This is a genomic window from Thiomicrospira sp. S5 (genome assembly GCF_003991075.1).
GTDB lineage: Bacteria > Pseudomonadota > Gammaproteobacteria > Thiomicrospirales > Thiomicrospiraceae > Hydrogenovibrio > Hydrogenovibrio thermophilus.
On the sequence record NZ_CP014470.1, the window covers coordinates 1,292,082 to 1,317,671 of the forward strand.

The 25,590-nt window shown below is 49.2% G+C and carries 15 protein-coding genes, 2 tRNA genes and 3 rRNA genes; 13 read left to right on the top strand and 7 right to left on the bottom strand.

From position 1 onward, the window contains the following. Positions 1–27 precede the first annotated feature (27 nt). The 9 genes from AYJ59_RS05820 to rrf all read left to right on the top strand — a co-directional run bounded on the left by AYJ59_RS05820 (position 28) and on the right by rrf (position 11,746). Positions 28–606 (top strand): Maf family protein, encoded by a 579-nt coding sequence (locus tag AYJ59_RS05820; RefSeq protein WP_127119545.1) that lies wholly within the window; start codon positions 28–30, stop codon positions 604–606. Positions 607–608: 2 nt separating this feature from the next. Continuing rightward, complete coding sequence (rng, locus tag AYJ59_RS05825; protein WP_127119546.1) at positions 609–2,081, top strand: ribonuclease G; 1,473 nt, start codon at positions 609–611, stop codon at positions 2,079–2,081. Continuing rightward, entirely contained in the window at positions 2,081–5,581 is a 3,501-nt protein-coding gene (locus tag AYJ59_RS13145; RefSeq protein ID WP_127119547.1) for a YhdP family phospholipid transporter, read from the top strand. Before rng ends, AYJ59_RS13145 begins: the two co-directional genes overlap by 1 nt. Continuing rightward, entirely contained in the window at positions 5,569–5,916 is a 348-nt protein-coding gene (locus AYJ59_RS13150; RefSeq protein WP_127119548.1) for a YhdP family protein, read from the top strand. Before AYJ59_RS13145 ends, AYJ59_RS13150 begins: the two co-directional genes overlap by 13 nt. Before the next feature lie 421 nt (positions 5,917–6,337). Next, positions 6,338–7,893, top strand: a 16S ribosomal RNA gene (locus tag AYJ59_RS05840). Positions 7,894–7,971: 78 nt separating this feature from the next. After that, positions 7,972–8,048 (top strand) — tRNA-Ile (locus AYJ59_RS05845). Positions 8,049–8,054: 6 nt separating this feature from the next. Next, a tRNA-Ala gene (locus AYJ59_RS05850) sits at positions 8,055–8,130 on the top strand. A 442-nt stretch (positions 8,131–8,572) separates the two neighbouring features. Continuing rightward, positions 8,573–11,430: ribosomal RNA gene (locus AYJ59_RS05855) — 23S ribosomal RNA — on the top strand. Positions 11,431–11,631: 201 nt separating this feature from the next. Beyond that, positions 11,632–11,746, top strand: a 5S ribosomal RNA gene (rrf, locus tag AYJ59_RS05860). The 16S, 23S and 5S rRNA genes sit together here with 2 tRNA genes alongside, the layout of an rRNA operon. Before the next feature lie 454 nt (positions 11,747–12,200). Here the strand turns inward: rrf and AYJ59_RS05865 are convergent. The 3 genes from AYJ59_RS05865 to AYJ59_RS05875 all read right to left on the bottom strand — a co-directional run bounded on the left by AYJ59_RS05865 (position 12,201) and on the right by AYJ59_RS05875 (position 16,657). Further along, positions 12,201–12,833 carry a TIGR04211 family SH3 domain-containing protein gene (locus AYJ59_RS05865; RefSeq protein WP_237260382.1) on the bottom strand — a complete coding sequence of 211 codons (633 nt, stop codon included), beginning with the start codon at positions 12,831–12,833 and terminating at the stop codon, positions 12,201–12,203. Further along, a complete protein-coding gene (locus AYJ59_RS05870; RefSeq protein ID WP_127119549.1) occupies positions 12,811–15,585 on the bottom strand; it encodes a valine--tRNA ligase in 2,775 nt (924 codons plus the stop codon). The genes AYJ59_RS05865 and AYJ59_RS05870 overlap by 23 nt, the downstream gene beginning before the upstream one ends. 277 nt (positions 15,586–15,862) lie before the next feature. Next, positions 15,863–16,657, bottom strand: coding sequence for a flagellin N-terminal helical domain-containing protein (locus AYJ59_RS05875; protein WP_127119550.1), 795 nt, complete (start codon positions 16,655–16,657; stop codon positions 15,863–15,865). 115 nt (positions 16,658–16,772) lie between these two features. On the opposite strand from AYJ59_RS05875, the gene AYJ59_RS05880 reads away from it, so the two are divergent. Continuing rightward, positions 16,773–17,201, top strand: coding sequence for a hypothetical protein (locus AYJ59_RS05880; RefSeq protein ID WP_029938386.1), 429 nt, complete (start codon positions 16,773–16,775; stop codon positions 17,199–17,201). A gap of 67 nt (positions 17,202–17,268) precedes the next feature. On the opposite strand, the gene AYJ59_RS05885 is transcribed toward AYJ59_RS05880, so the two are convergent. Together AYJ59_RS05885 and AYJ59_RS05890 are read right to left on the bottom strand one after the other, a co-directional pair. Beyond that, on the bottom strand, positions 17,269–18,513 hold the full coding sequence (locus AYJ59_RS05885) for an ammonium transporter (RefSeq protein WP_127119551.1): 1,245 nt from the start codon (positions 18,511–18,513) through the stop codon (positions 17,269–17,271). Positions 18,514–18,568: 55 nt separating this feature from the next. Beyond that, complete coding sequence (locus AYJ59_RS05890) at positions 18,569–18,907, bottom strand: P-II family nitrogen regulator (RefSeq protein WP_011370920.1); 339 nt, start codon at positions 18,905–18,907, stop codon at positions 18,569–18,571. A 145-nt stretch (positions 18,908–19,052) separates the two neighbouring features. Between AYJ59_RS05890 and AYJ59_RS05895 the strand changes: the two genes are divergently transcribed. Then, positions 19,053–19,883 (top strand): class I SAM-dependent methyltransferase, encoded by an 831-nt coding sequence (locus tag AYJ59_RS05895; protein ID WP_237260384.1) that lies wholly within the window; start codon positions 19,053–19,055, stop codon positions 19,881–19,883. Positions 19,884–19,940: 57 nt separating this feature from the next. Continuing rightward, positions 19,941–22,682, top strand: coding sequence for a bifunctional [glutamate--ammonia ligase]-adenylyl-L-tyrosine phosphorylase/[glutamate--ammonia-ligase] adenylyltransferase (gene glnE / locus AYJ59_RS05900; RefSeq protein WP_127119552.1), 2,742 nt, complete (start codon positions 19,941–19,943; stop codon positions 22,680–22,682). Positions 22,683–22,787: 105 nt separating this feature from the next. Here glnE and ppa read toward each other — a convergent pair whose 3' ends face one another. Continuing rightward, positions 22,788–23,336 (bottom strand): inorganic diphosphatase, encoded by a 549-nt coding sequence (gene ppa, locus AYJ59_RS05905; RefSeq protein ID WP_029938382.1) that lies wholly within the window; start codon positions 23,334–23,336, stop codon positions 22,788–22,790. A gap of 137 nt (positions 23,337–23,473) precedes the next feature. After that, a complete protein-coding gene (locus tag AYJ59_RS05910) occupies positions 23,474–24,448 on the bottom strand; it encodes a class 1 fructose-bisphosphatase (RefSeq protein WP_029938381.1) in 975 nt (324 codons plus the stop codon). A gap of 223 nt (positions 24,449–24,671) precedes the next feature. Between AYJ59_RS05910 and AYJ59_RS05915 the strand changes: the two genes are divergently transcribed. Then, the gene (locus AYJ59_RS05915; protein WP_029938380.1) at positions 24,672–25,550 is read left to right on the top strand and encodes an HDOD domain-containing protein; all 879 of its coding nucleotides are present in this window, start codon (positions 24,672–24,674) and stop codon (positions 25,548–25,550) included. Positions 25,551–25,590 lie beyond the last annotated feature (40 nt).

Consider the following 25,590-nt stretch of genomic DNA (forward strand, 5'->3'; position numbering starts at 1 on the left):
CTGAGAATTGGGTGCTTTGAGAGATTTATGAGTAAGAAAGTGTATTTGGCGTCGTCTTCACCGAGACGGCGAGAACTATTGGAACAAATCGGGGTGGACTTCGAACTGGTTGACGCGCCGGTTGAGGAAACCTTTTTGCCCAATGAAAGCCCCGAGTCGTTTGTGATTCGGATGGCGGTTGAGAAAGCTTTCTCCGGTTTTAATAAGGTGCCGGAAAAGAAGGCTTGGGTGATTGGTAGCGATACGGTGGTGCTCAAAGACGGCAAGCTTTTTGGCAAGCCGCGCCACAAAATGGATGCCCAGCGGATGATGAGAGCATTATCCGACGCCCGGCATGATGTGTTAAGCGCCGTGTCGGTGGTGTACGACGGCCGTATTTTGTCTAAACTATCGCGAAGTGAGGTAACGTTTCGAGCTGTTTCCGACGCGGAGTTCGAGGCCTATTGGCAAACCGGGGAACCGGAAGGGAAAGCGGGTGGTTACGCTATTCAAGGGCTTGGCGCTAAATTTATCTCGCAGTTGCACGGCAGTTACTCCGGCGTAATGGGGTTACCCTTATATGAGTTGGACCAATTGCTGGCCGAATCAGAATTTTATGTGGATTGAACATGTATAACGAAGAAAAAATATTGGTGAATGTGACGCCGTCCGAAACTCGGGTTGCCTGGGTCGAGAACGGTGCTTTGCAAGAAGTGTGGATTGAACGGGCCAACAAACGGGGCTTGGTCGGTAATATCTACATTGGCAAAGTCGATCGGGTGTTGCCGGGCATGCAAGCCGCTTTTGTGGATATCGGGCTGGAACGGACGGCCTTTTTGCATGTATCGGATATTTGCAAACGTTCCATCGGTAAACAGGCTGATGAAGATTGTGAAGACATTACAAAATTCCTGCATGCCGGGCAGCAGGTGATGGTTCAGGTCGTCAAGGATCCCATCAGTTCGAAAGGTGCACGTTTGACGATGCAGGTCACGATCCCTTCTCGTATGTTGGTGTATATGCCGGACGAAAAGATGATTGGCGTATCGCAGAAAATTGAAGACCCGGAAGAGCGGGATCGGTTGCGGGAGGTCATTAGCTCGATTCCCGAAGTGCAGGAATCAGAGGGTGGTTACATTGTTCGAACCGTCGCCGAAGGCGCGGATTTTCACGAGATGCGAGCAGATCTGGTGTATCTGCAGCGTCTGTGGAAGTCGATACAGGATAAAGCCAAAAAAGCCAGAAAATCGGCATTGATTTATGAGGATCTGCCGCTGTATCTGCATATCTTGCGCGATGTGCCGATTGATCGAATTGAAAAAATTCGAGTGGATTCGTCGGAAACCTACAAGAAAATGGTCGAGTTTTCGGAAAGCTATGTGATGGATTTGTCTGATAAGCTTGGACTCTACTCCGGCGAGCGACCCATTTTCGATTTGTACAATATTGAAAACGAAATTCAGCAGGCTTTGGAAAAACGCGTGGAGTTGAAGTCCGGCGGTTATCTCATTATCGATCAAACCGAAGCCATGACGACGATTGATGTCAATACCGGGGGATTTGTCGGACATAAAAATCTGGAAGAAACCATTTACCGTACGAACCTGGAGGCGACGCAAGCCATTGCCCGTCAGTTGCGGTTGCGTAACCTAGGCGGAATCATCATTCTGGACTTGATTGATATGGATGATGCCGAACATAAATCGGTGGTGTATTCGGCCTTGCAACGGGAGTTGTCGAGAGATCGGGTCAAAACCTCAATTACCGAAATTTCCAATCTCGGCTTGGTCGAGATGACCCGTAAGCGAACGCGCGAAAGCCTGGAACGGGTGTTGTGTGAACCCTGTCCGATGTGTAATGGCCGCGGTACCGTGAAAACACCTGAAACCATTGCGTTTGAAGTGTTTCGTGAAATTACGCGCATGGCGAAATCGTTTGATGCCGATTTTTATCGTGTCATTGCATCCGAACCTGTGGTTTCTTATATTCTGGACGAAGCGTCCAGTAATGTGGCCGAGTTGGAAACGTTCTTAAATAAAAATATTCGGTTCCAGGCCGAGAGTGGTTACTTTATCGAGCAGTTTGATGTGGTGATTTCCTGATGTTGAGACGGCTTCAACAGCTTTCTTTTTTCTTACTGGCCTTGTTTGTCATTTACTTGCTGGTGGTCAGGCTGTTGATTTCCTGGGTGCAATACGCGCCCAACCAGTTCTTCTCTTACATCGAAAAGCTCAATGACGCGCAAATTCAAGTCGAGCGCATTGACGTCGAACAAAATTGGCTGGGGCTCAAGTTTGATATCCGGCAACTTCGTTATCGTGATGCGGAGGTCACCGCTGCTTTGCAGGAAGCTAAAGGCGATTTCAATATTTTTTCCCCTTTTATTTACGATGTCAGTTATGGTCAGAAGCTCCAAGTGACCGGCCTGAAACTTGCCTTTTCCGATACGGCTTTGAATCAACCGGGGGCTCAACCCCGTTCCTTTCAATTGGATTCCTTGAATATTCCATTTTCAAAGTTATGGCGGGCAATGACGTTGAAAGACATCGTCTTTGACGTTCCAGTGGAAAATGAGACGAGTGGGCAGGTCGCGATTGAAAATTTTCAAACTTATCGAGGGTTGAAATGGTCGTTTGGCGGCGTGGCCAGTTTGATTAGCCCGCAAGGTGATGTGTCGCGCATGCAAATGAAAGGGGATTTCGCCACCGACAGTTGGGGGCGCTTGGCTGAAGGGGAAATGAACACCAACCTGCTTACCCCTTTGATTCTGGAAAGCTTATATCAAATGATGCCCCAGGCCTGGTCGAAAAAGTTACCGACCGGCGAGTTGCTTGGTGATTTGAAACTTCAGATGCGTCGTGGGCAATTATCGAAGTTGAACGTGACAGCCAGTGCGCAAGATTTGGTGTGGCCACAAAATGATGAGCTTTTGCCGAAAAGCATTGGCTTGGCGTTGAACTGGACGGCGGAGAATCAGTTTAAAGGCGATGCCTTGGAAAATTGGCGCTTTGAGGTGGAGCGCATTCGTTTGGGACGCCGTTATTTGCAGAGTGTTTCACCGATTTTTGTGAGTTTGTCCGATAATAGAACGCTGACGTTTGAAGCCCAAAAGTTGAATTTCCAAGTCGTCAAACCCTTGTTCAACGTGCTGATGGCGAACCTGAATTACGAAGGGTTTGGCGATAACCTGGAAGCGCTCGAACTGCAAAACGTGAACGGTTCCGTGGATTTGAATAAACTCGCCTTGTCGTCGTTGACGTTACAGGTTCCGAGTTTGGATTTACCGGAAAATGAAAACCTCCCAGGCCTGGCACTGAAAAATCTTTTTGTCGAAAAGCGTGGCGAAGATGTCTGGTTGAAAACCGATTTCCCTATCGAGTGGACCATCTCGATGGTGCACGATAAACCGATTCAAATGCAGTTACCTAAAGGGTTCCACTTCCAGTTTCTGGACGGCTTAAAAGGCTGGTCCGTGCCGAAAGCGGATTTTACTTTGGACGGTATGCCGGTCTGGGTAACCGCCAAGGGGGACTTTGAAGGCCAAGTGGACGGCCGTGTCGACATCGAGCCAAAACAGTTGAGTTTTGTGAAGCAGTATCTGCCTTATAAGTTAATGACGCCGGATTTGGAAAAATGGTTGAAAACGGCACTGGTTTCCGGTGATCAAGTCTCGGCGAACCTGGTGGTGAAAGGTGATTTAAACGATTTTCCGTTCAAAGACGGGCAAGGCATCTTTAAAGCAACGGGCGTGGTGCACAACACCGTATTGAAGTTTCAACCGGATTGGCCGGCGGTGGAAAAGTTCACCGCGCACTTGATGTTTACGCCTTATGATTTACGAATTTCCGCCGACAAGGCGAAGCTTCAAAATGCCGAAGCCCGGAATGTGGTGGTGGATATCAATCACTTGGATACGAAAAACATTGCCGTGCAAATTGCCGGGCAGGCCGAAGCGTCGGCGACTGACGCCAAGCGTTTCGTGCTGAGTTCGCCGTTGGCGAAAATGGTCGGTATTGACGATTTTTTGAAAGAGGATGTCAAGATGGCGGGGCGCGTTTCCGTATCCTTGCCGAAAATTTGGATTCCGGTACACGGTTATGCCAAGCAAGAAGAGACCGTTGATGGCACCATTCAATTTCATGGCGTGGAAGCAACTTTGTTTGACCGTTTCACCTTTAAAAAGTTGACAGGACCTTTGGCGTTTACGGAAAAAAGTGTCGACTCAAAAGGCATGACGGCCGAATTCGGAAACGGCCCGGCGAACCTTCAAGTCAATACGCAGCAAAAAGTGGCTCGCATCAAGGCCTCCGGTGAGGCGCATTATGAGGAAGCGTTGTATTCGGGCGACTTACCTTGGCAGGTGGAGGTTGCGATTCCATTTGAGGGTGGCAAATTTCCGAACATTAATGCGCGTTTGGACTTGAACACGATGAAAAGTGCTTTGCCGGCGCCGTTCAGTGAAGCGGCGCTGGCTGATGGACGTCTCCGGCCTAAAACTTTGGAAGCGCAGTTGACCTTGCAGGATAAAAAACAACTGGCGATTTCCGCTTCGGTGGATTCTTTTCTGACACTGAAAGGCCTGTATTCGACTCAGGATGCGGTGTTGCAACGTTTAGCCATTGCTTTTAATGAATCGCCATTGGCTTTAAAGAAAGATGGATGGCGTGTGAACGGGCACTTTAATCGACTGGATGTGGCCGGCTGGCAGCAGGCCTGGCCAAAAATAAAACAAGCTTGGTTCCCGGAGGACGGTGGTGGGGAGAAGGTTTCAGGCGAAGTGAAAAATGAAACGACACGTTGGTTACCGTCGGCGATACGGTTTAAAACCGTTGATGTCTCAGATTATCATTTGAAAGACGTTACCGTTAGCTGGGAGTCGGTGGCTGGTTCGCCTTACGTTCGATCACAAATTCATAATCAGAATATGGATATGGTGATTAATCAAACGGCTCCGAACGATTACAGCGTGGCACTGGATAAATTGAAACTGAAGGTCGATGCCAAGGCGCCCGAAGAAACACGTGTGGAAGCACCGTGCCCGAAATCGGAGATCAAGTCGCAAGAAAATACCAAGATTACGTTCCAAGGTAAAAACATTCAAATTAATGATCGTTATTTGGCCCGAGCCGACTTTGTACTGCTGGATAATGCTTCGGAAATGTTGGTCAATGACATCGTGGTGCAACCGACGCAATTGAAAGAACCCTTTAAAGGAACTTTCCGTTATGACAAAGCCGAAAACAAAAGTTTTCTCAAGGCGTCGATTGACAGTCGTAATGCGGAAGCATTGGTAGAATTTATTGGGGTGCGAAAAGGTTTCAAAGGGGATAAAGCCTGGATTGAAGCTAATTTGCAATGGCCGGGTAGTTATCCGTGTTTTTCAAGAGCACGCTTAACGGGCGATCTGGCGTTTGAGTTTAAAGACGGTGTGATCAAAGATGCCGAACCAGGCCTGGCGAGAATTTTGGGGTTACTTAGTTTTGAGTCGTTGGCGCGGCGTTTAAAGCTGAATATCCAAGATGTGACCGATGCCGGATTGGCTTACGATGACATTAAAGGCAAGGGGACTTTTATCAGGGTACGTTTGCGTTGCGTGAGTTGAATCTGAAAGCGCCCGCGGCCAAGGCACAAGTCACCGGTGAAATCGATTTGGTTAAAAACGAATTGGATTTGTCGGCTCGAATCACGCCTGCGGTCGGCAGTACCTTACCCGCGATTGCTGCTATCAGCGGGGTGGCGACGCCTTTAGCGGGCCTCGCGGCTTATGCCTTAATGAAAATTGTGCCAATTGTGAATGAAGACTTGGTGACTTATCGCTATGAAGTGACCGGCACCTTCCAGGACCCAAAGATCAAAGACAAAGGGCTCAACCTGGAACCGCTTAATTTAGAGCAACCGTCCAAAGGGAAAACCAACTCGATTTTGGACATGGAATAAATTTTTTTCAAAAAAGATGCAAAAAGCTATTGCAAAAAACTGGAGAGGCTATAGAATACGCATCTCTTTCACGGAGACGCCAAAAACAACCCTGTAAAGGGAGTTGAATTGAGCGGAAACGGGGAAGAAAAAAAAGCGTAAAAAAAGCTTGACGGAAATAAAATCAAGCGCCTATAATACGCGGCTTACCGAGACAGGGTGCAGCGCACTGAGTTGAGGAAAAGCAAGACCAAGAGTTCTTTAAAAATCAGGTAATTCAGAGATAATTTATGTGGAAGTTGCTTAGGTAAGTGGCTGTCCAAAAATAAATATCTCGACAACTATGTATATGGTTAATCACATTTATGTGAAACATGTACCTGTTAATTTCGAGTGTTTAATTCGTGCAGACAAGCACACAAAAAAATCGAGTAAAAAGATTAAACTGAAGAGTTTGATCCTGGCTCAGAATGAACGCTGGCGGCAGGCCTAACACATGCAAGTCGAACGGAAACGACAAGAACAAACTCTTCGGAGGGCGATCTTGGGCGTCGAGTGGCGGACGGGTGAGTAACGCGTGGGAATCTACCCTTTAGTTGGGGACAACATATGGAAACGTATGCTAATACCGAATATGCTCTACGGAGTAAAGGTGGCCTCTACTTGTAAGCTATCGCTAAAGGATGAGCCCGCGTTAGATTAGCTAGTTGGTGGGGTAAAGGCCTACCAAGGCGACGATCTATAGCTGGTTTGAGAGGATGATCAGCCACACTGGGACTGAGACACGGCCCAGACTCCTACGGGAGGCAGCAGTGGGGAATATTGCACAATGAGGGAAACCTTGATGCAGCCATGCCGCGTGTGTGAAGAAGGCCCGAGGGTTGTAAAGCACTTTCAATTGTGAGGAAAGGTTAGTCGCTAATATCGGCTAGCTGTGACGTTAACTTTAGAAGAAGCACCGGCTAACTCTGTGCCAGCAGCCGCGGTAATACAGAGGGTGCAAGCGTTATTCGGAATTACTGGGCGTAAAGCGCGCGTAGGCGGACTGTTAAGTCGGTTGTGAAAGCCCTGGGCTCAACCTAGGAATTGCATCCGATACTGGCAATCTAGAGTTTAGGAGAGGGAAGTGGAATTCCTGGTGTAGCAGTGAAATGCGTAGATATCAGGAGGAACATCAGTGGCGAAGGCGACTTCCTGGCCTAAAACTGACGCTGAGGTGCGAAAGCGTGGGTAGCGAACGGGATTAGATACCCCGGTAGTCCACGCCGTAAACGATGTCAACTAGCTGTTGGCCTTATTAAAAAGGTTAGTAGCGTAGCTAACGCGCTAAGTTGACCGCCTGGGGAGTACGGTCGCAAGATTAAAACTCAAAGGAATTGACGGGGGCCCGCACAAGCGGTGGAGCATGTGGTTTAATTCGATGCAACGCGAAGAACCTTACCATCCCTTGACATCCTGCGAACTTTCTAGAGATAGATTGGTGCCTTCGGGAACGCAGTGACAGGTGCTGCATGGCTGTCGTCAGCTCGTGTCGTGAGATGTTGGGTTAAGTCCCGCAACGAGCGCAACCCTTATCTTTAGTTGCTACCATTTAGTTGAGAACTCTAAAGAGACTGCCGGTGATAAACCGGAGGAAGGCGGGGACGACGTCAAGTCATCATGGCCCTTATGGGATGGGCTACACACGTGCTACAATGGGGGGTACAAAGAGCAGCTAGCTGGCGACAGTGCGCGAATCTCATAAAACCTCTCGTAGTCCGGATCGGAGTCTGCAACTCGACTCCGTGAAGTCGGAATCGCTAGTAATCGTGAATCAGAATGTCACGGTGAATACGTTCCCGGGCCTTGTACACACCGCCCGTCACACCATGGGAGTGGGTTGCAAAAGAAGTGGGTAGTCTAACCTTCGGGAGGGCGCTCACCACTTTGTGATTCATGACTGGGGTGAAGTCGTAACAAGGTAGCCCTAGCGGAAGCTGGGGCTGGATCACCTCCTTTAAGACAAAGACGGCCGCGAGCCTAAGTTAGCTTTCACATAAATTGTCTCTGAATTACTGAGAAAAACGAGAACGACCTGGGTCTGTAGCTCAGTTGGTTAGAGCGCACCCCTGATAAGGGTGAGGTCGGTGGTTCAAATCCACCCAGACCCACCAATGAATGGGGCTATAGCTCAGCTGGGAGAGCGCCTGCCTTGCACGCAGGAGGTCTGCGGTTCGATCCCGCATAGCTCCACCACTACACCTGTGAATAGGTTCTGACTTTAAGTCTAAAGCAGAGGTTATTCACAGTCGTATTGGTGACAATAGACTGAAGAAAGAAATAGATCTTTAACAATTAGGAAAAATCTCTAAGTGACTGTCGAGCGTCACGTTTGGTTTAACAATTTTAAAAAGTTAAATTGAAAAGACGCACGACAGTGTAGTTAGAAACATACAGAATACCGACATATTCTGTATGACCGGCATTCAAGCAACTCCAACAGCTTGAATGCCAAGGTAACAATGTATCTTAAAGAGTTCAAACACACGCAAGTGTGATGATACAAACTCAAGCGAGAACATGTCAGCGTAAAACTTTAGTCATTGCAGCGAAATAGGCTTTGATTGAGACATGGTTTTTTATGTATTTAAAAGATGATGGATCAACACAAAAGGTCAAGGTTATTTTTGAGTTGTATAGTTAAGTGACTAAGCGTACACGGTGGATGCCTAGGCGGTAGAAGGCGACGAAGGACGTAGTAACTTGCGATAAGCCACGGGGAGTTAGTAAACAAGCTTTGATCCGTGGATTTCCGAATGGGAAAACCCATCCTTTATGGATATCCCCTTGTGGGAGGCTAACCCGGAGAACTGAAACATCTAAGTACCCGGAGGAAAAGAAATCAACCGAGATTCCCCAAGTAGCGGCGAGCGAACGGGGACCAGCCCTAAAGCATTTATTAAGATAGCAGAACAGTCTGGAAAGTCTGACGATACAAGGTGATAGTCCTGTATGCGAAATCTTATTAAGTGTTATTCGAGTAGGACGGAACACGTGAAATTCTGTCTGAACATGGGGGGACCACCCTCCAAGGCTAAATACTCTCTACCGACCGATAGTGAACCAGTACCGTGAGGGAAAGGCGAAAAGAACCCCTGGAGGGGAGTGAAATAGAACCTGAAACCGTGTACGTACAAGCAGTAGGAGCCCTTCGGGGTGACTGCGTACCTTTTGTATAATGGGTCAGCGACTTACGTTATGTTGCGAGGTTAACTGAATAAGGGAGCCGAAGGGAAACCGAGTCTTAAATGGGCGACTAGTAGCATGGCGTAGACCCGAAACCGGGCGATCTATCCATGGCCAGGTTGAAGGTGCCGTAACAGGTACTGGAGGACCGAACCCACGTATGTTGAAAAATGCGGGGATGAGCTGTGGATCGGAGTGAAAGGCTAATCAAGCCCGGAGATAGCTGGTTCTCCTCGAAATCTATTTAGGTAGAGCCTCATGTCTCACTGCTGGGGGTAGAGCACTGTTATGGTCTAGCGGGCCGTCAAGGCTTAGCAGCCCATTGCAAACTCCGAATACCAGCAAGTGCAATCATGGGAGACAGACTGCGGGTGCTAACGTCCGTAGTCAAGAGGGAAACAACCCAGACCACCAGCTAAGGTCCCTAAACACTACTCAGTGGGAAAGGATGTGGGAAGGCTTAGACAGTCAGGAGGTTGGCTTAGAAGCAGCCACCCTTTAAAGAAAGCGTAATAGCTCACTGATCGAGTCGGCCTGCGCCGAAGATTTAACGGGGCTAAGTAGTGTACCGAAGCTGTGGATGCCATTTATGGCATGGTAGAGGAGCGTCGTGTAAGCCTGCGAAGGGGTGTTTGTAAGCATCCTGGAGGTATCACGAGTGCGAATGCTGACATGAGTAGCGATAAAGGGAGTGAAAAGCTCCCTCGCCGAAAGACCAAGGTTTCCTACGCAACGTTAATCGACGTAGGGTTAGTCGACCCCTAGACGAGGCCGAGAGGCGTAGTCGATGGGAAGCAGGTTAATATTCCTGCACTTTTTATAACTGCGATGGAGGGACGGAGAAGGCTAAACTAGCTTGCTGATGGTTGCAAGTTTAAGGTAGTAGGCAGAGATCTTAGGCAAATCCGGGATCTTAATGCTGAGAACTGATGACGAGTCCTCTTTTGGACGAAGTAGTTGATGCCATGCTTCCAAGAAAAGCTTCTAAGCTTCAGGTTATAAAGAATCGTACCCCAAACCAACACAGGTGGTCAGGATGAGAATTCCAAGGCGCTTGAGAGAACTCGGGTGAAGGAACTAGGCAAAATAACACCGTAACTTCGGGAGAAGGTGTGCCCCTGCCGGTGATGAGACTTGCTCTCTAAGCTAGTGGGGGTTGCAGAGACCAGGTGGCTGCAACTGTTTACTAAAAACATAGCACTGTGCAAAATCGAAAGATGACGTATACGGTGTGACGCCTGCCCGGTGCCGGAAGGTTAATTGATGGGGTTAGCTTAGGCGAAGCTCTTGATCGAAGCCCCGGTAAACGGCGGCCGTAACTATAACGGTCCTAAGGTAGCGAAATTCCTTGTCGGGTAAGTTCCGACCTGCACGAATGGCGTAATGATGGCCACACTGTCTCCACCCGAGACTCAGCGAAATTGAACTCGCAGTTAAGATGCTGCGTACCCGCGGCTAGACGGAAAGACCCCGTGAACCTTTACTACAGCTTTGCACTGGACTTTGATACTATCTGTGTAGGATAGGTGGGAGGCTTTGAAGCAGTGACGCCAGTCATTGTGGAGCCATCCTTGAAATACCACCCTGATATTATTGAGGTTCTAACCTAGGGCAGTGAATCCTGCTCAGGGACAGTGTATGGTGGGTAGTTTGACTGGGGCGGTCTCCTCCCAAAGTGTAACGGAGGAGCGCGAAGGTACCCTCAGCACGGTCGGACATCGTGCAATGAGCGCAAGAGTAAAAGGGTGCTTGACTGCGAGACAGACACGTCGAGCAGGTGCGAAAGCAGGTTCTAGTGATCCGGTGGTTCTGTGTGGAAGGGCCATCGCTCAACGGATAAAAGGTACTCCGGGGATAACAGGCTGATACCGCCCAAGAGTTCATATCGACGGCGGTGTTTGGCACCTCGATGTCGGCTCATCACATCCTGGGGCTGAAGTCGGTCCCAAGGGTATGGCTGTTCGCCATTTAAAGTGGTACGCGAGCTGGGTTTAGAACGTCGTGAGACAGTTCGGTCCCTATCTGCCGTGGGCGTTGGAGAATTGAGAGGGGCTGCTCCTAGTACGAGAGGACCGGAGTGGACGAACCTCTGGTGTTCCGGTTGTCACGCCAGTGGCACTGCCGGGTAGCTATGTTCGGAAAGGATAACCGCTGAAAGCATCTAAGTGGGAAACCTGCCTCGAGATAAGTTCTCCCTAGACTTTAAGTCTTCTTAAGGGCCGTTAAAGACTATGACGTTGATAGGCTGGGTGTGGAAGTTCAGTAATGGATGAAGCTAACCAGTACTAATTACCCGTGAGGCTTAACTATACAACTCAAAAGTAACTTTTGAGCAATGACTCGAAGTATGACGTGAAGACGTGTTCGAGCTTGAGTTTAGTATTAAGAACGCTTTAAGCGCATTGTGACATCATGTGAGATAGCATGAGATAAGCTGACTCGAAAAGCTTAAGAGATTTTTCCGAATTCAGTGAGCTGTCTGTTTAATAGACAACTTACATAACCAAATTGCTTGGGGACCATAGCGAGATGGAACCACCTGATTCCATTCCGAACTCAGTAGTGAAACGTCTTAGCGCCGATGGTAGTGTGGGAGGTCCCATGTGAGAGTAGGTCATCCCCAAGCTTATATTCCTAAAAACCCGTCTTTATGATGGGTTTTTTTTTGCCTCGGATTTATATCTTAACGGCTTATATTGTCTTCTTCGCCTTCTTCTTCCGGTCGAGTTTTGGGTTCTTGGTTCTTCCTTCCGCTTTTTAGGTCTCGCGTGTCCATTCGCTTTTTTTTAAGCTTTCTGTGGGGTCCGTTCTTTACGATACTTGTTTGCCTGTTGATGAAGGACGTCTAATCTGGGATGTAGGGAGTTTAGGACGTACTGAGGTAAACGATGTCTGGTAGGACTTATATTAAGGGGAAATGCACGTTAAGAAGATATAAAAAAACCGCCAGGTCTGGCGGTTTTGATCACAATAAAGCGTTCTTTTGAAACGCGCTTATAGCGTATTCCATTTGTTTTTACGATTTGGCATGCGGAAGAAGCGGCCTAACAGTAAGCCGAGTAACAATACCCCGCCACCGGTCAGGAACCATGACGTTGAACCACGTCTTCCGCCTGATCGATTTGCTCTTTCATAATGGCGTTTTCATTATTCAGGCGTTCGATTTCTTGCACCATGCGCTGGTTTTCTTCATTGAGCTTAATGGACTGCCCTGAAATCGCCTCAATCTCTTCCAGTTGCTTATTGAGTTCGAAGTTTTGCTGCTTGACTTCTTTTAGCTCGTTATCGGTATCACTGAAACGGTTTTGAAGGGTTTCTTTTTCCAAGTTCAATTGATTCAATTGCTTTTCAATGCGAGCAATTTTTTTCTCTTTCTCTTGAAGCTGCATTTTGGCGATCGGTTGGCTTTGCAGTACGATTGACGGCATCCAGCCTTCGGTTTCTTTACCGTTATGCTTGTACAGCAGTTTGGCCCAGCCGTCTTCGTTGACTTCCAAAATTGTCACAGCAGCGCCGGAGCGTACCATTCTCAGAATTTTGTACTTGTAGCCCGGCTGACTGCGAAGCGGAATTTCAACGGAATCCGTGACATAGTGGGTATAGCCGGTTTGCAATTCTGCTTGCGCACCGCCTGTATAAAGCAATGCAGCGGACAGGCCGGCTGCAATGAGAAGAGGGCGCATTTTGGAATTAGAATTGGCTGATTTTTGCATATTGATCCTTTAAGTTTTTCAATGCTATTTCAGTATCTTGCAGTTTTTGTTTCTCTTTTTCAACTACGGCGGCCGGTGCCTTGGAAACGAAACTTTCGTTGGACAGTTTGCCGTTGAAGCGTTTGACTTCACCTTCCAGACGAGAAATTTCTTTATCGAGACGGGCCATTTCAGCGTCTTTATCGATTAACCCGGCCATCGGAATCAGGATTTTCATTTCGCCGACCAGTGCAACCGCGGACTCGGGCGCTTCGTCTTCGTTATCCAGTAGGGTAATGTCTTCGAGTTTGGCTAGGGTTTGTAGGAAAACCTTGTTCCGGTTCAGCCAATTCTTATCCTGGTCGGATAGGTTGCTGAGCAGAATGGATAATTTTTTGCCCGGTGCGATGTCCATTTCAGAACGGATTTTTCGAACCCCCATGATGACGTGTTTGACCCACTCCAATTCTTTTTCGGACAGTTCGTCTTCCAACGCTTCATTGCTGGTTGGGTAGGGTTGCAACATGATGGTGTCGCCATCTTTGCCTGCCAAAGGCGCGACTGTTTGCCAGGCTTCTTCGGTAATGTAAGGCGTGATCGGGTGCAATAATCTTAGAATGGTTTCCAGAACACGCACCAGCGTCCGGCGTGTACCGCGTTTTTGAGCGTCGGTTGCCGAGTCGGAATTGATGATTGGCTTTGAAAGTTCCAGGTACCAGTCACAATATTCATTCCAGGTGAATTCATAGAGGGTGCTGGCCGCCAAGTCGAAACGATATTGCGTGAAGTTTTTCGCCACGTCGGCTTCCACTTTTTGCAGCTTGGACACGATCCATTTATCGGCCAACGACAGTTCGATTTCCTGAGTGTCGTCCAAGCCGGTATCTTGTCCTTCGGTGTTCATCAGAACGTAACGGGTTGCATTCCACAGCTTATTGCAGAAATTACGATAGCCTTCGCAGCGATTCAAATCGAAACGGATGTCGCGGCCGGTGGAGGCGAGCGATGCAAACGTAAAGCGCAATGCATCGGTCCCGTAAGATTCGATGCCGTCGGCAAATTGTTTTCGTGTGGCTTTTTCGATTTTAGCGGCTTTTTCCGGCTGCATCATGCCGGTAGTGCGTTTGGCGACCAAACTTTCCAGGTCGATGCCATCAATGAGGTCGATTGGATCCAGAACATTGCCTTTGGATTTCGACATTTTCTGGCCTTCGCCGTCGCGAACCAAGCCGTGCACGTAAACCTGTTTGAACGGTACCTGACCAGTGAATTTCAATGTCATCATAATCATCCGAGCGACCCAGAAGAAAATGATGTCGAATCCGGTGACCAAAACCGATGTCGGGTGGAACTTTTCCAATTCCGGTGTTTTGGCCGGCCATCCCAGCGTGGAGAAAGTCCACAGGGCCGAGCTGAACCAGGTGTCCAGTACGTCATCATCCTGGTGCAATGTTGTGTCGTCTGCGATTTGGTATTTTTCGCGGGCTTCTTGTTCGGTGCGTGCCACATACACTTGACCGTTGTCGTCATACCAGGCTGGGATACGGTGGCCCCACCAAATTTGGCGTGAAATACACCAATCCTGTAAGTTGTTCATCCACTCGAAATAGGTGTTTTCCCAGTTCTTTGGGACGAATTCGATATCGCCGTTTTTCACGGCATCAATAGCGGGTTTGGCCAGTTCCTGCACCGCCACATACCATTGGTCGGTCAGAAATGGCTCGATGACAGCGTGGGAGCGGTCACCACGCGGCACCATCAATTTATGCGGCTCGATTTTTTCCATTAATCCCGCCGCTTCCAGGTCGGTGACGACCTGTTTACGGGCAGCATAGCGGTCCAGGCCTTGGTATTTCTCCGGGACTTCGTCATTCATGGCGGCATCTACCGTCATGACATTCAGCATCGGCAGGTTATGACGTTTACCCATTTCGTAGTCATTGAAATCATGGGCCGGGGTGATTTTGACACAACCGGTTCCGAATTCCATCTCGACGTAATCGTCAGCGATAATCGGAATTTCGCGGCCGACCAACGGAAGGGTAATGGTTTTACCGATGAGAGCCTGATAGCGTTCGTCGTCCGGGTGCACCGCGACGGCTTGGTCACCGAACATGGTTTCCGGACGCGTGGTAGCAACAACCAAATGTCCGGAGCCGTCAGTCAATGGGTAACGCATGTGCCACAGGCTGCCCATTTCTTCTTCGGAAAGCACTTCCAGATCGGAGACGGCGGTGTGCAGAATCGGGTCCCAGTTGACCAGGCGTTTGCCGCGGTAAATCAATCCTTCATTGTATAACTGAACAAAGACTTCCTTGACGGCGTCGGATAGCCCGTCGTCCATGGTAAAGCGCTCACGGCTCCAATCGGGCGAGGCACCGAGACGACGCAATTGTTGAGTGATGGTGCCGCCGGATTCCGCTTTCCATTCCCAGATTTTTTGGGTGAAGGCATCACGTCCCAAATCGTGTCGGCTCAAACCTTGTGCGGCCAGTTGGCGCTCGACCACCATTTGCGTGGCGATACCGGCGTGGTCTGTGCCGGGTTGCCAAAGCGTTTCGTCACCTTTCATGCGGTGGTAACGAATCAAGGTGTCCATGATGGTGTCTTGAAAAGCATGTCCCATGTGCAGGCTGCCGGTGACATTCGGCGGTGGAATCATAATGCTGTAGCTGTCGCCGGATGTACTGGTTTGTGGTTTGAAGTAGCCACTCTTTTCCCACGTTTGATACCACTTTGTTTCAATTGATTTAGGGTCGAAATGCTTTTCCATGTTTGGTTTGTGTCTTCTCGGTCTTTAATCGGGTTTACGAAGAGGTCGGTTCATCCAATTCCGGGACGGAATGGAGGGGAATCGCCTCGCGATTTAAATTATGAAATTCTTGGGATTATAGCAAATCAAAAGGGGCTTTTATGAGAGAAAAAGCGATTTGAATGGAGATGTGGCGTTTGGCGGGGCGGCCCAATGGGTCGAACCGGTTTTGTTGTGAAGGCTTGGTCGTTTAATGCATGGAATCCGTTAAAACGACCAGGCCTGGTGATTTTGAGGATTAGCCCAGCAAGGTGAGGACGTTGCTGTAATTTTGGTTGCTTTGCGCCTGCATGGCTACACCGGCATCGGTCAGTACCTGTTGCCGGTTCTGCTCTGTGTAAACGCGCGCCATGTCCGCATCGCTGATTTGGCTACGTGACGCCATCGCATTGAGGTTTTGGTTGGCCATGGTATCGGCGGCGGCCGTCAAACCGTTTTGTTGCGCGCCGAATTGGGCCTGACTCTGTGAGGTCAATCCCAGGGCTTCATCCAGCAGTGCTTGGGTGGCGGCCGCTTGATCCGGTGAGGTCAGGTTGGAACCGGTTAAGCCAAGCGCATCAATGGTCAGGTTGGGTAAATTAATGGTTGAACTGCTGGTGTCCAGAGCGATGTCCACGGTTGAGGTGTCGGCGTTGAGCAGGTTGATGCCGTTAAAGGTGGTTGACTCTGCGATTTGGTTCAGTCCTTCCAATCCTTGTTGGTAGGCTTGATTCAGCATGTCGCGTTGGCTGGCCGAGTAGGTGCCGTTTTGGGCTTGTACACTCAAGTCGTTTAAATATTGCAGTTGTTGGGTCATCGTTTGGCTGGCGGCATCGGCGGTTTGAATGAGGTTGATGCCGGTGTTGGCATTTTTAATCGCCATGTCCTGACCTTGAATCTGCGACGTAAAAGCCGACACAATCGCCTGGCCCGCGGCATCATCGCCACTGTTGTTGATTCGAGAACCGGACGCAGCGCTTTGGTCAACCGACGTCATGCGGTTATCCAAATATTGGGAATAATAATCGGTGGAATTTAATGAATCGATGGCCATGATATGCTCCTTACGATAACGGATGAGTAAGGTTTCCGGTTTTAAGGCTTGCTATTCGCTTAAGCTATTCTTTATTATACGCTTTTTTATATTGTTTGAAAGTGATGCTTACGTCATGTCATGTTGCCCCGCTAATTTTTGCCAGTTTCAATTTCCGGATGGTCCGCCGTTAACCGATAATCCGGTGACCAATTTAAATGCCCGTTATCTGTTTTTGCCGTATGGCACCTTGTTGCAGGAAGGAGAGGTGGTCCGAATTTGGATGGAGTCGGGGCAAACGCAAACCGTGTTGCTGGAAGCCAAAGTGCCGCTTGTGATTGAACCGTCGGGTGTAACGGGCCAGGAAGACGGTGTGTTTTTGCCTTGGCAGTTGATTGCTTTGGACTCGGGGATGGAAGAGGAAGACATTCGGAAATGGTATTTTCATCCGCTGCATAATCCAGAAACCCAGGCAGTGGTGTTGAAGTTCAAGCATCCGCTCAACACGAAGCCGACGTTGAAAATGCGCTTGATGCAATGGCTGTATAAGTTGCGGACCCTTTAATTTTAGAGTTATTTCAGACATAAAAAAACCGCCTTTCGGCGGTTTTTTGTTTTCGAGGAAGTGAGACTTACTTTGTAAACTCTGGGTAAGCTTCCATTCCACATTCAGATTGGTCTGCACCTTCGAATTCATCTTCTTCAGAGATTCGAATGCCCATAACCGCTTTGATGATACCCCACACGATCAAGCTCGCGATGAAGACCCAAGCGAAGATGGCCGCAATACCGATCAACTGAGCGACCAAGCTTGCATCCGGGTTGGTGAAAGTAACCGCAATCAAACCGAAGATACCCACCACGCCGTGCACAGAGATAGCCCCGACTGGATCGTCGATCTTGAACTTCGTGTCCAGGATGATGATGGAGAAGACCACGATGATACCGGCTACGACACCAATCAGCGTTGCAGACAAAGCGGTTGGCGTTAGAGGTTCAGCGGTAATCGCAACCAAACCAGCCAAAGCACCGTTCAACATCATGGTCAAATCCGCTTTACCGAACTTGATCTTAGACATCAATAGGGCACCTACAACACCACCAGCGGCCGCCAATAGCGTGTTCACAAAAATCATCGCAACGGCGTTGGCTTCTTCAACGTTCGAGATTTTAAGCTCTGAACCACCGTTAAATCCGAACCAACCCAACCATAGGATGAAGGTGCCCAAGGTTGCTAGCGGTAGGTTCGCACCTGGAATCGCACGGGATTCGCCGTTTGGTCCGTATTTACCTTTACGAGCACCCAGCAGTAGCACACCTGCAAGAGCGGCCGCCGCACCGGCCATGTGAACGATACCGGAACCAGCGAAGTCTAGGAAACCAAGACCGTCTAGGAAACCGCCGCCCCATTTCCAGTAACCTTCAACCGGATAGATCACGCCTGTGAAGATGATGGCGAAAACGAAGAAAGACATCAGCTTCATACGTTCTGCCACCGCACCGGAGACAACCGACATGGCCGTTGCAACGAATACGACTTGGAAGAAGAAGTCAGACATGTTTGAGTAATAAGGTGCATCGTCGCCACCTGCAACAACCGCTGCAGTTGCGTTATCACCACCGATGAAGAAGCTTAGGCCAGGAACGATCGAGCTGATGGCATCGCCGTACATGATGTTGTAACCAACAAACATATACATAATACAGGCGATGGCAAACAGCCCGACGTTCTTAGCTAAGATTTCCGTTGTGTTTTTGGTTCTGACCAGGCCTGCCTCCAGCATGGCAAAACCAGCGGCCATCCACATGACCAAAGCGCCAGACATTAGAAAATAAAACGTATCCAATGCATAGCCGAGTTCTAATACTTGTTCCATAACATGAGTTCCTTACCGTTAAATATCAAGACTTGTAAAGGGTAGCCGTTGTTGCTTAAAGGGCCACTTCACCTTTTTCTTCGGTTCTGATACGGACAGCTTGTTCAATCGGGCTGACAAAAATCTTGCCGTCACCGATTTTGCCTGTTCTCGCAGCATTTCCGATGGCTTCGATTACGCTCTCCACTTTCTCCTCCGGTACCGCAATTTCAATGCGCACTTTTGGTAGGAATTCGATCGCGTATTCAGCGCCACGATAAATCTCTGTGTGGCCTTTTTGACGGCCGAAACCTTTCGCTTCCGTGACGGTCATGCCATGCACATCGATTTCGTGCAAGGATTCACGAACATCATCAAGCTTAAAAGGTTTGATAATTGCGACTACAAGTTTCATACTAACCTCTGTATTTTGTTATTAAAAAATGTTCAAACGGTCTATAGCTTCGGTTATGCCACTTTTGAATTATTTTTTTAAAACATGAAGTTACGTCATTTTTTGCGTTTTTTTTGAAAAATAAAAAATTTTTTGTGGTGCTCTGTTGAAACAAGTTGGTGCAATCGGAAAAACACTGGCAAGATTTCCGAAGATTATCGTGGCCTTATTGGCACAAATGGTGGCGTTGGCCGTGTTAGCCGGGATTGTCTGGTGGTTGCCCTGGGTGGTTTCGCCGCCTTACCCTTTATGGGCTTTAGTGATTGCGCAAGGCGTGCTGGCCGCCTTTTTAAGCTGCCGGATGGGCTTGCCTTGCTGGTGGCGCATCATTCAATTCAGCTTACCCGTCGGCTTGTATCTCGGCGTGCATTACGCGGTTAATCCCATATGGGCGCTGGGGATGTTCCTGGTGTTGTGGTTGGTGTTTTTTAATGCCATCAAAGAACGGGTGCCACTGTATTTGACCAATGCCACCACGCGGAATGCACTGAAACGGTTAATCAAACGTCGCAAATCGGTGCGCTTTTTGGATTTGGGTTGTGGCCTGGGCGGAAATGTGGTGTTTATGGCGCAGCAAGTCAATGTCGAACGTTCCGATGGCGTGGAAACCGCGCCGATTCCGTATCTGATCGCCAAACTCTATTCGTTGCTGCGAGGCGGAGATGTTTTTGCCATGGATCTTTGGAAAACCCAGCTGGATTATTACGATGTGGTCTATGCGTTTTTATCCCCGGAACCGATGCCGAAGCTGTGGGAAAAGGTTCGTGAGGAAATGCGCGAGGATGCCGTATTCGTATCCAACAGTTTCGCCGTGCCGGATGTCGAACCCAGCGAGGTTTGGTCGTTGTCGGACCGGCGTGAAACCCAGCTATATGTCTATTATTTGAACGATTTTAAAACACGTCCACAAGGCTTCGCAGATGAGGCCGAATCGTGATTTCGGCCAGGCCTGGTCGGAATGGAATGTGGTATTAAGGAAGAAAAAGAGAAAAACATGAGTCACGAAATCAGTTTGGAACAAGTGCAATCCTGGAGTTTGTTTGTGGAGCGGGAAACCAATCGCTTTCCCGAGTTATTGGCGGAAACCCATTGGCAAACGGCTTATGCGCCGAGCGAATTGGTTCAGCGCATTCATGCAGACTTGGTGGCGTCCGACAGTTTGGCGAAGCTGAATCAGCGTCTCAGATACCACCGTCGGGCGGAAATGGTACGGATTGCCATTCGTGATTTGAAAGGCCTGGCCGAGGTGGAAGAAACTCTGCAGGATTTGTCCGATTTGGCGGACGCATTGGTTTCAGGCGCGTTGGATTGGCACTATCACGTTTTAACTCAGCGTTACGGCACGCCCATCGGCCAGGAAAGCGGCGAGCCGCAAAAACTGATTGTGCTGGGAATGGGAAAACTCGGCGGTCAGGAATTGAACTTCTCGTCGGACATCGACTTGATTTTCGTGTATCCGGAAAAAGGCCAGACCGAAGGCGCCGACCGCGCCATTCCCAACGACCAATTTTTTATTCGTTTGGGGCAGGCGCTCAATAAATCCTTAACGGAGTTCAGCCCTGACGGCACTGTGTACCGTGTTGATATGCGCTTGCGCCCATTCGGGCAAAGCGGGCCTTTAGCGGTCAGTTTCGCGGAAATGGAAACCTATTACCAAGTGCATGGTCGTGCTTGGGAGCGTTATGCGTTGGTCAAAGCGCGCATCATCGCCGGAGATCATGAGAAGGGGCAGGAACTGTTCGAGATTTTGCGGCCATTCGTGTATCGCAAATACGTCGATTTTTCGGCGATTGAGGCCTTGCGTGACTTGAAAGCCATGATTAACGTCGAGGTTCAGAAAAAGGACATGCACCGTAACATCAAATTGGGGCCGGGCGGCATTCGGGAAATCGAGTTTATTGTCCAGGCTTTTCAGCTGGTGCATGGCGGGCGGGAAAAACCCTTGCAAGGCCGTCGGTTGATGCCGATGCTCAGTGTGCTGATGGAGCGGCATTATATCGACGAAACGACGCAACAGCGGCTGCTGGAGGCCTATATCTTTTTGCGTCGGGCGGAAAACCGCTTGCAGGAGTGGAGCGATCAGCAGACCCATGACTTGCCGACGGAAGCACGTCAACAACAAGCGTTGGCCGAATCGATGGGCTTTGACGACTACACGGCTTTCAAAGCCGCTTTGGATGTGCATTTGGCGTTTGTGCAGTCTGAATTTGACCAGGTGTTTGCGGATGAGGCACAGGATGCGGTGACCGATAAGACGCTGAAAGAAGTCTGTCTGTCCGACGAAATTGTTTCGGCCGGGTTGCAGTCTCTGGCGTTGGAACAGCCGGACGAAGTGGCGGATAAAATCAATAAATTCATGGCTTCGCGGGCCTATACCCATGCCAGTGCCGAGGCCGTCGAGCGTTTCAAGGCGGTGTTACCGCTGGTGTTGACGGAGTTGAGTCAGGTCGATAACCAGACGCTGGCACTGGAGCGCTCCTTGAGTGTCTTGGCCAGTGTCATGAATCGCAGTGTGTATCTGGTGCTGCTGAAAGAAAACCTGCAAGCGATTAAACATTTACTGCAACTTTGCGCTTTGAGTGCTTGGATGGCGGAAGTGCTGGTCAAATATCCAGCCTTGTTGGACCAGTTGCTGGATGAAAGCATCCTGTATGAGCCGCTTGATTTGATTGGGTTGAAGCAGGAAGCGTCGGCGATTCTGGCGGAAACTTTCGACGACGATGAAGCCTTTATGAACCAGATTCGGCAGTGGAAGCACGCTCAGGTGTTCCGGGTGGCGGCGGCGGACATTACCGGGCATTTGCCAATCATGAAGGTAAGTGATTACCTGACGTGGATTGCCGAGGCGGTACTGGAGGCGACCACGGAATATGCCTGGCAGTTTATGCAAAAACGTAGTGGCTTGCCCGGCGGTTACGATCCGCAAGCCGGCATGCCATTTCTGATTATCGGTTACGGTAAATTGGGCGGGATCGAGCTGGGTTACGGTTCCGACTTGGATATCGTTTTCCTGTACGACGAACTGAATCCTTCTGCAATGAGTGATGGGCCGAAAGCACTGGAAAACAACCTGTATTTCATGCGGTTAACGCAGAAGGTGATTTCGCTGCTGACGACCTTTATGCCGACCGGAGTGTTGTATGAAGTGGATACTCGTTTGAGACCGAACGGTGCCAGTGGGATGATTGTGACCGATTTGGCCGCATTCGAAGCCTATGAAAAGAACAAAGCCTGGGTTTGGGAGCACCAAGCCTTGGTGCGGACCCGTGCCATCGTCGGTTCCGAACAAGCGCAGACCCATTTCTATGACTTCAAAAAAACGTTTATTGCGCAACCTCGGTCGTTGGATGATTTGAAGGGAGAAGTGGTGTCGATGCGTCACAAGATGCGCGCCTCTTTGGATAAAACGTCGGCGGAACGGTTTGATTTGAAGCAGGGTGCCGGCGGGATTGTCGATATTGAATTCATGGTGCAATACTTGGTGCTCGGATTTGCGCATCAATATGAATCTTTAACCGATTGGTCGGATAACATTCGTTTGTTGGAAACGATTAAATCGGTTGGGCTGCTGGATGCCGAACGTGCCGATCAGCTTATTGATGCTTATCGGGTTTATCGCAACCGTTATCATCGTTTGGCATTACAGAATGAAAAGGCGCTGGTGTCGACAGAGGAATTTGTCGAGGAGAGAGAAGTGGTCAGTGCGGCCTGGCAAGCATTGATGGAGCCGAAGTAGTTCACGGTTACATTCATTTCGTTTGGATACAAAAAAGCCCCGCTTAAAAAGACGGGGCTTTTTTATGATTGAAATGACCAGGCCTGGTCATTTTTCGCTTGAAGCTTAGGCTGGTTGAGAGCCCATTTTGGTGGCTTCGTACTGTTCGATGCCGTCCAAAATCTCTTTGCGCGCCGCTTCAACGTCGCCCCAGCCGTCGACTTTGACCCATTTACCTGGTTCGATGTCTTTATAGTGACTGAAGAACAGTTCGACTTGCTCTTTCAAAAGTGGAATGTCTTCGACTTTTTCCACGTCCTTGTAGATTGGCGTCAGTTTATCGACCGGTACGGCGATGACTTTTGCATCTTCACCGCCATCGTCGGTCATATGGAAGATGCCGATCGGACGACAGCGAATAACGGAACCGATCATCAATGGATGCGGCGTTACCACCAAAACATCAACCGGATCGCCATCATTCGACAAGGTGTCGTTGATATAGCCGTAGTTGGCTGGATATTGCATGGTGGCACCTTGCAAACGGTCCACCCAAACCAAATCGGTTTCTTTATCGACTTCGTATTTGATTGGTGGCGCAAACGCCGGAATCTCGATGATGACGTTAATGTCGTTAGGAGCGTCTTTTCCGGCTGGAACAGCTGAATAACCCATGATATTTCCCTTTTTAATGCTGTGAGAGTTTTGTCTGTGTAGCCATTTTGCTCAAAACTCTCTGGTAAAAATAGTGGTTAGAGACTAAAACACCCGCCGGAAGCGGGTGTTCATCAAACATTACAGAAACTGTAAGCTTATTTAGTGTGGTATGCAACCACTTTGGCCACTTCGTTCTTGGAGCCCAAGACCACTGGAACACGGTCGTGGATGCCTTCCGGCTGAACGTCCATGATGTCCATGCGGCCCGTTGAGGAAGCGCCACCGGCTTGCTCGACGATCATCGACATAGGGTTGCCTTCATACATCAAGCGCAGTTTACCGGCTTTAGACGGATCGCGGTTGTCGTAAGGGTACATGAAGATACCGCCACGAACCAAGATACGGTGAACTTCCGCTACCATGGACGCAACCCAACGCATGTTGTAACGTTTCGCCAGAGGACCTTCTTCGCCCAGCAAGCAGTCGTCGATGTATTGCTTCATTTCCGGTTCCCAGAAACGTTGGTTCGACATGTTGATGGCGAATTCAGACGTGTCGGCTGGGATAGTCACGCCTTCTTTGGTCAGAACGAATTCACCGACCGTTTGGTCTAGCGTGAAGAAGTTGACGCCTTTACCAGTGGTCAGTACCAAAATGGCGGATGGTCCGTAAAGAACGTAACCGGCCGCGACTTGCTTGCGTCCATTCTGCAAGAAGATGGACTGGTCGTCCGCAGCGCGGTCGTCTTCCGGCGCTTCAAGCACGGAGAAGATGGTACCGACAGACAGGTTGACGTCGATGTTTGAAGACCCGTCTAATGGATCGAATGTGACCAAGTATTTGCCTGGCGTGGTGCTGGCAACCGTGTAGTCTTCTTCTTCGGAACCGATGGCTTTTACATATGGGTTGTCGATCAGAATGTCTTTCAACAGGTCGTTGGAGATGACGTCCAGTTTCTTTTGGGTTTCACCTTGAACGTTTTCGTCTTCGGTGGCGCCCAGAATACCGGCTAATTCACCTTGAGCCAGTTTGTATGCGATGTCCTTACAAGCGATCATGATGTGATCGATGACCAATTCCAATTCCGCTGGAACACCGTCACGTGCTAATACTTGATCCAATCTTTTCATTGAGATTCTCTCTTTATAGTCGATAAAAAAACTGGCGTAAGCATAACAGGCAAGGGAGTAAATATCAAGCTGGGAAACGCAAAGCCCGCCGCGCTTAAGGTGATGGATTTGCTGATAAAGCCAGGGTGATAAAGCTGACACGACCAGGCCTGGGTGTTTTATAATATCGCACAGTCCATCCGGTTATTTGCACAGAGTGATGTGTGGTTGAGGATTCGTTCGGATGGATTCGCTCAATGACATTCAAAACAGACGGTATCAAATGGATTTAAAGCAACAAATGCTGGAAGCGCACCGGCAACTTGAAGGGTTTGAAATTCCCACCATTCCGGCCGAACTGCTGGAGTTGCAGTCCTTGCTGCAAAAAACCGATTTTCCGGATTTCGGTGAAGTGGCGGAAATCATCGGGCGCAATACCGTCTTGTCCGGCGAATTGATTAAAGTCGCCAATCAGGCGCAATTTCTTCCCAAAGATTCCGATCCGGTCAGCACCATTCGCGGTGCGATTGACTCCTTGGGCTTATATCGACTCAAAAATCTGGTATTCAGTCTGGGCTTCAAAACGCAGGTTTCGGATATCATTTTCGATGATTTGATGGATCACAGCATTGATGTGGCCAACGTTGCCACCGAGCTGGGGCGATGGGTCAGTGATATTTCACCGGATGAAATCTATCTGGCCGGTGTGTTCCACAATGCCGGCGCGATTATCATGGAAATGAAATTTGGCAACTACCAGTCTACTTTTTACAATACGCTCACCAATTGTTACACCGGTTTGGTTCGAGAGCGCAAGATTTACCAGGCCCATCATGGGGTTTACGGTTTGCTGGTGGCAAAAAAGTGGCACCTGGATTCGGTGTTTGCGCAGGTGATGTTATTACACCACCAACGCGACTTGAGTGTGATTAAAGACGACTATGTTCGAACCCTGGTGGCCCTGATTCAAGTGGCGAATGCGATTGTCAGCGAGGTCAGCTTCGGGAGCTTTTTGGGGACGGAAGTGAAGGACATGCTGCATAACGCCCAGGAAGAATTGCTGATTAAAGATGAAGTCATCGATGAAATTCGCATGGCGCTGATGAGTAACAGTTTGGTGTGATGTAAAAGGGGTGTGCCCCCGGTTTTAGGTTAAGGATTTT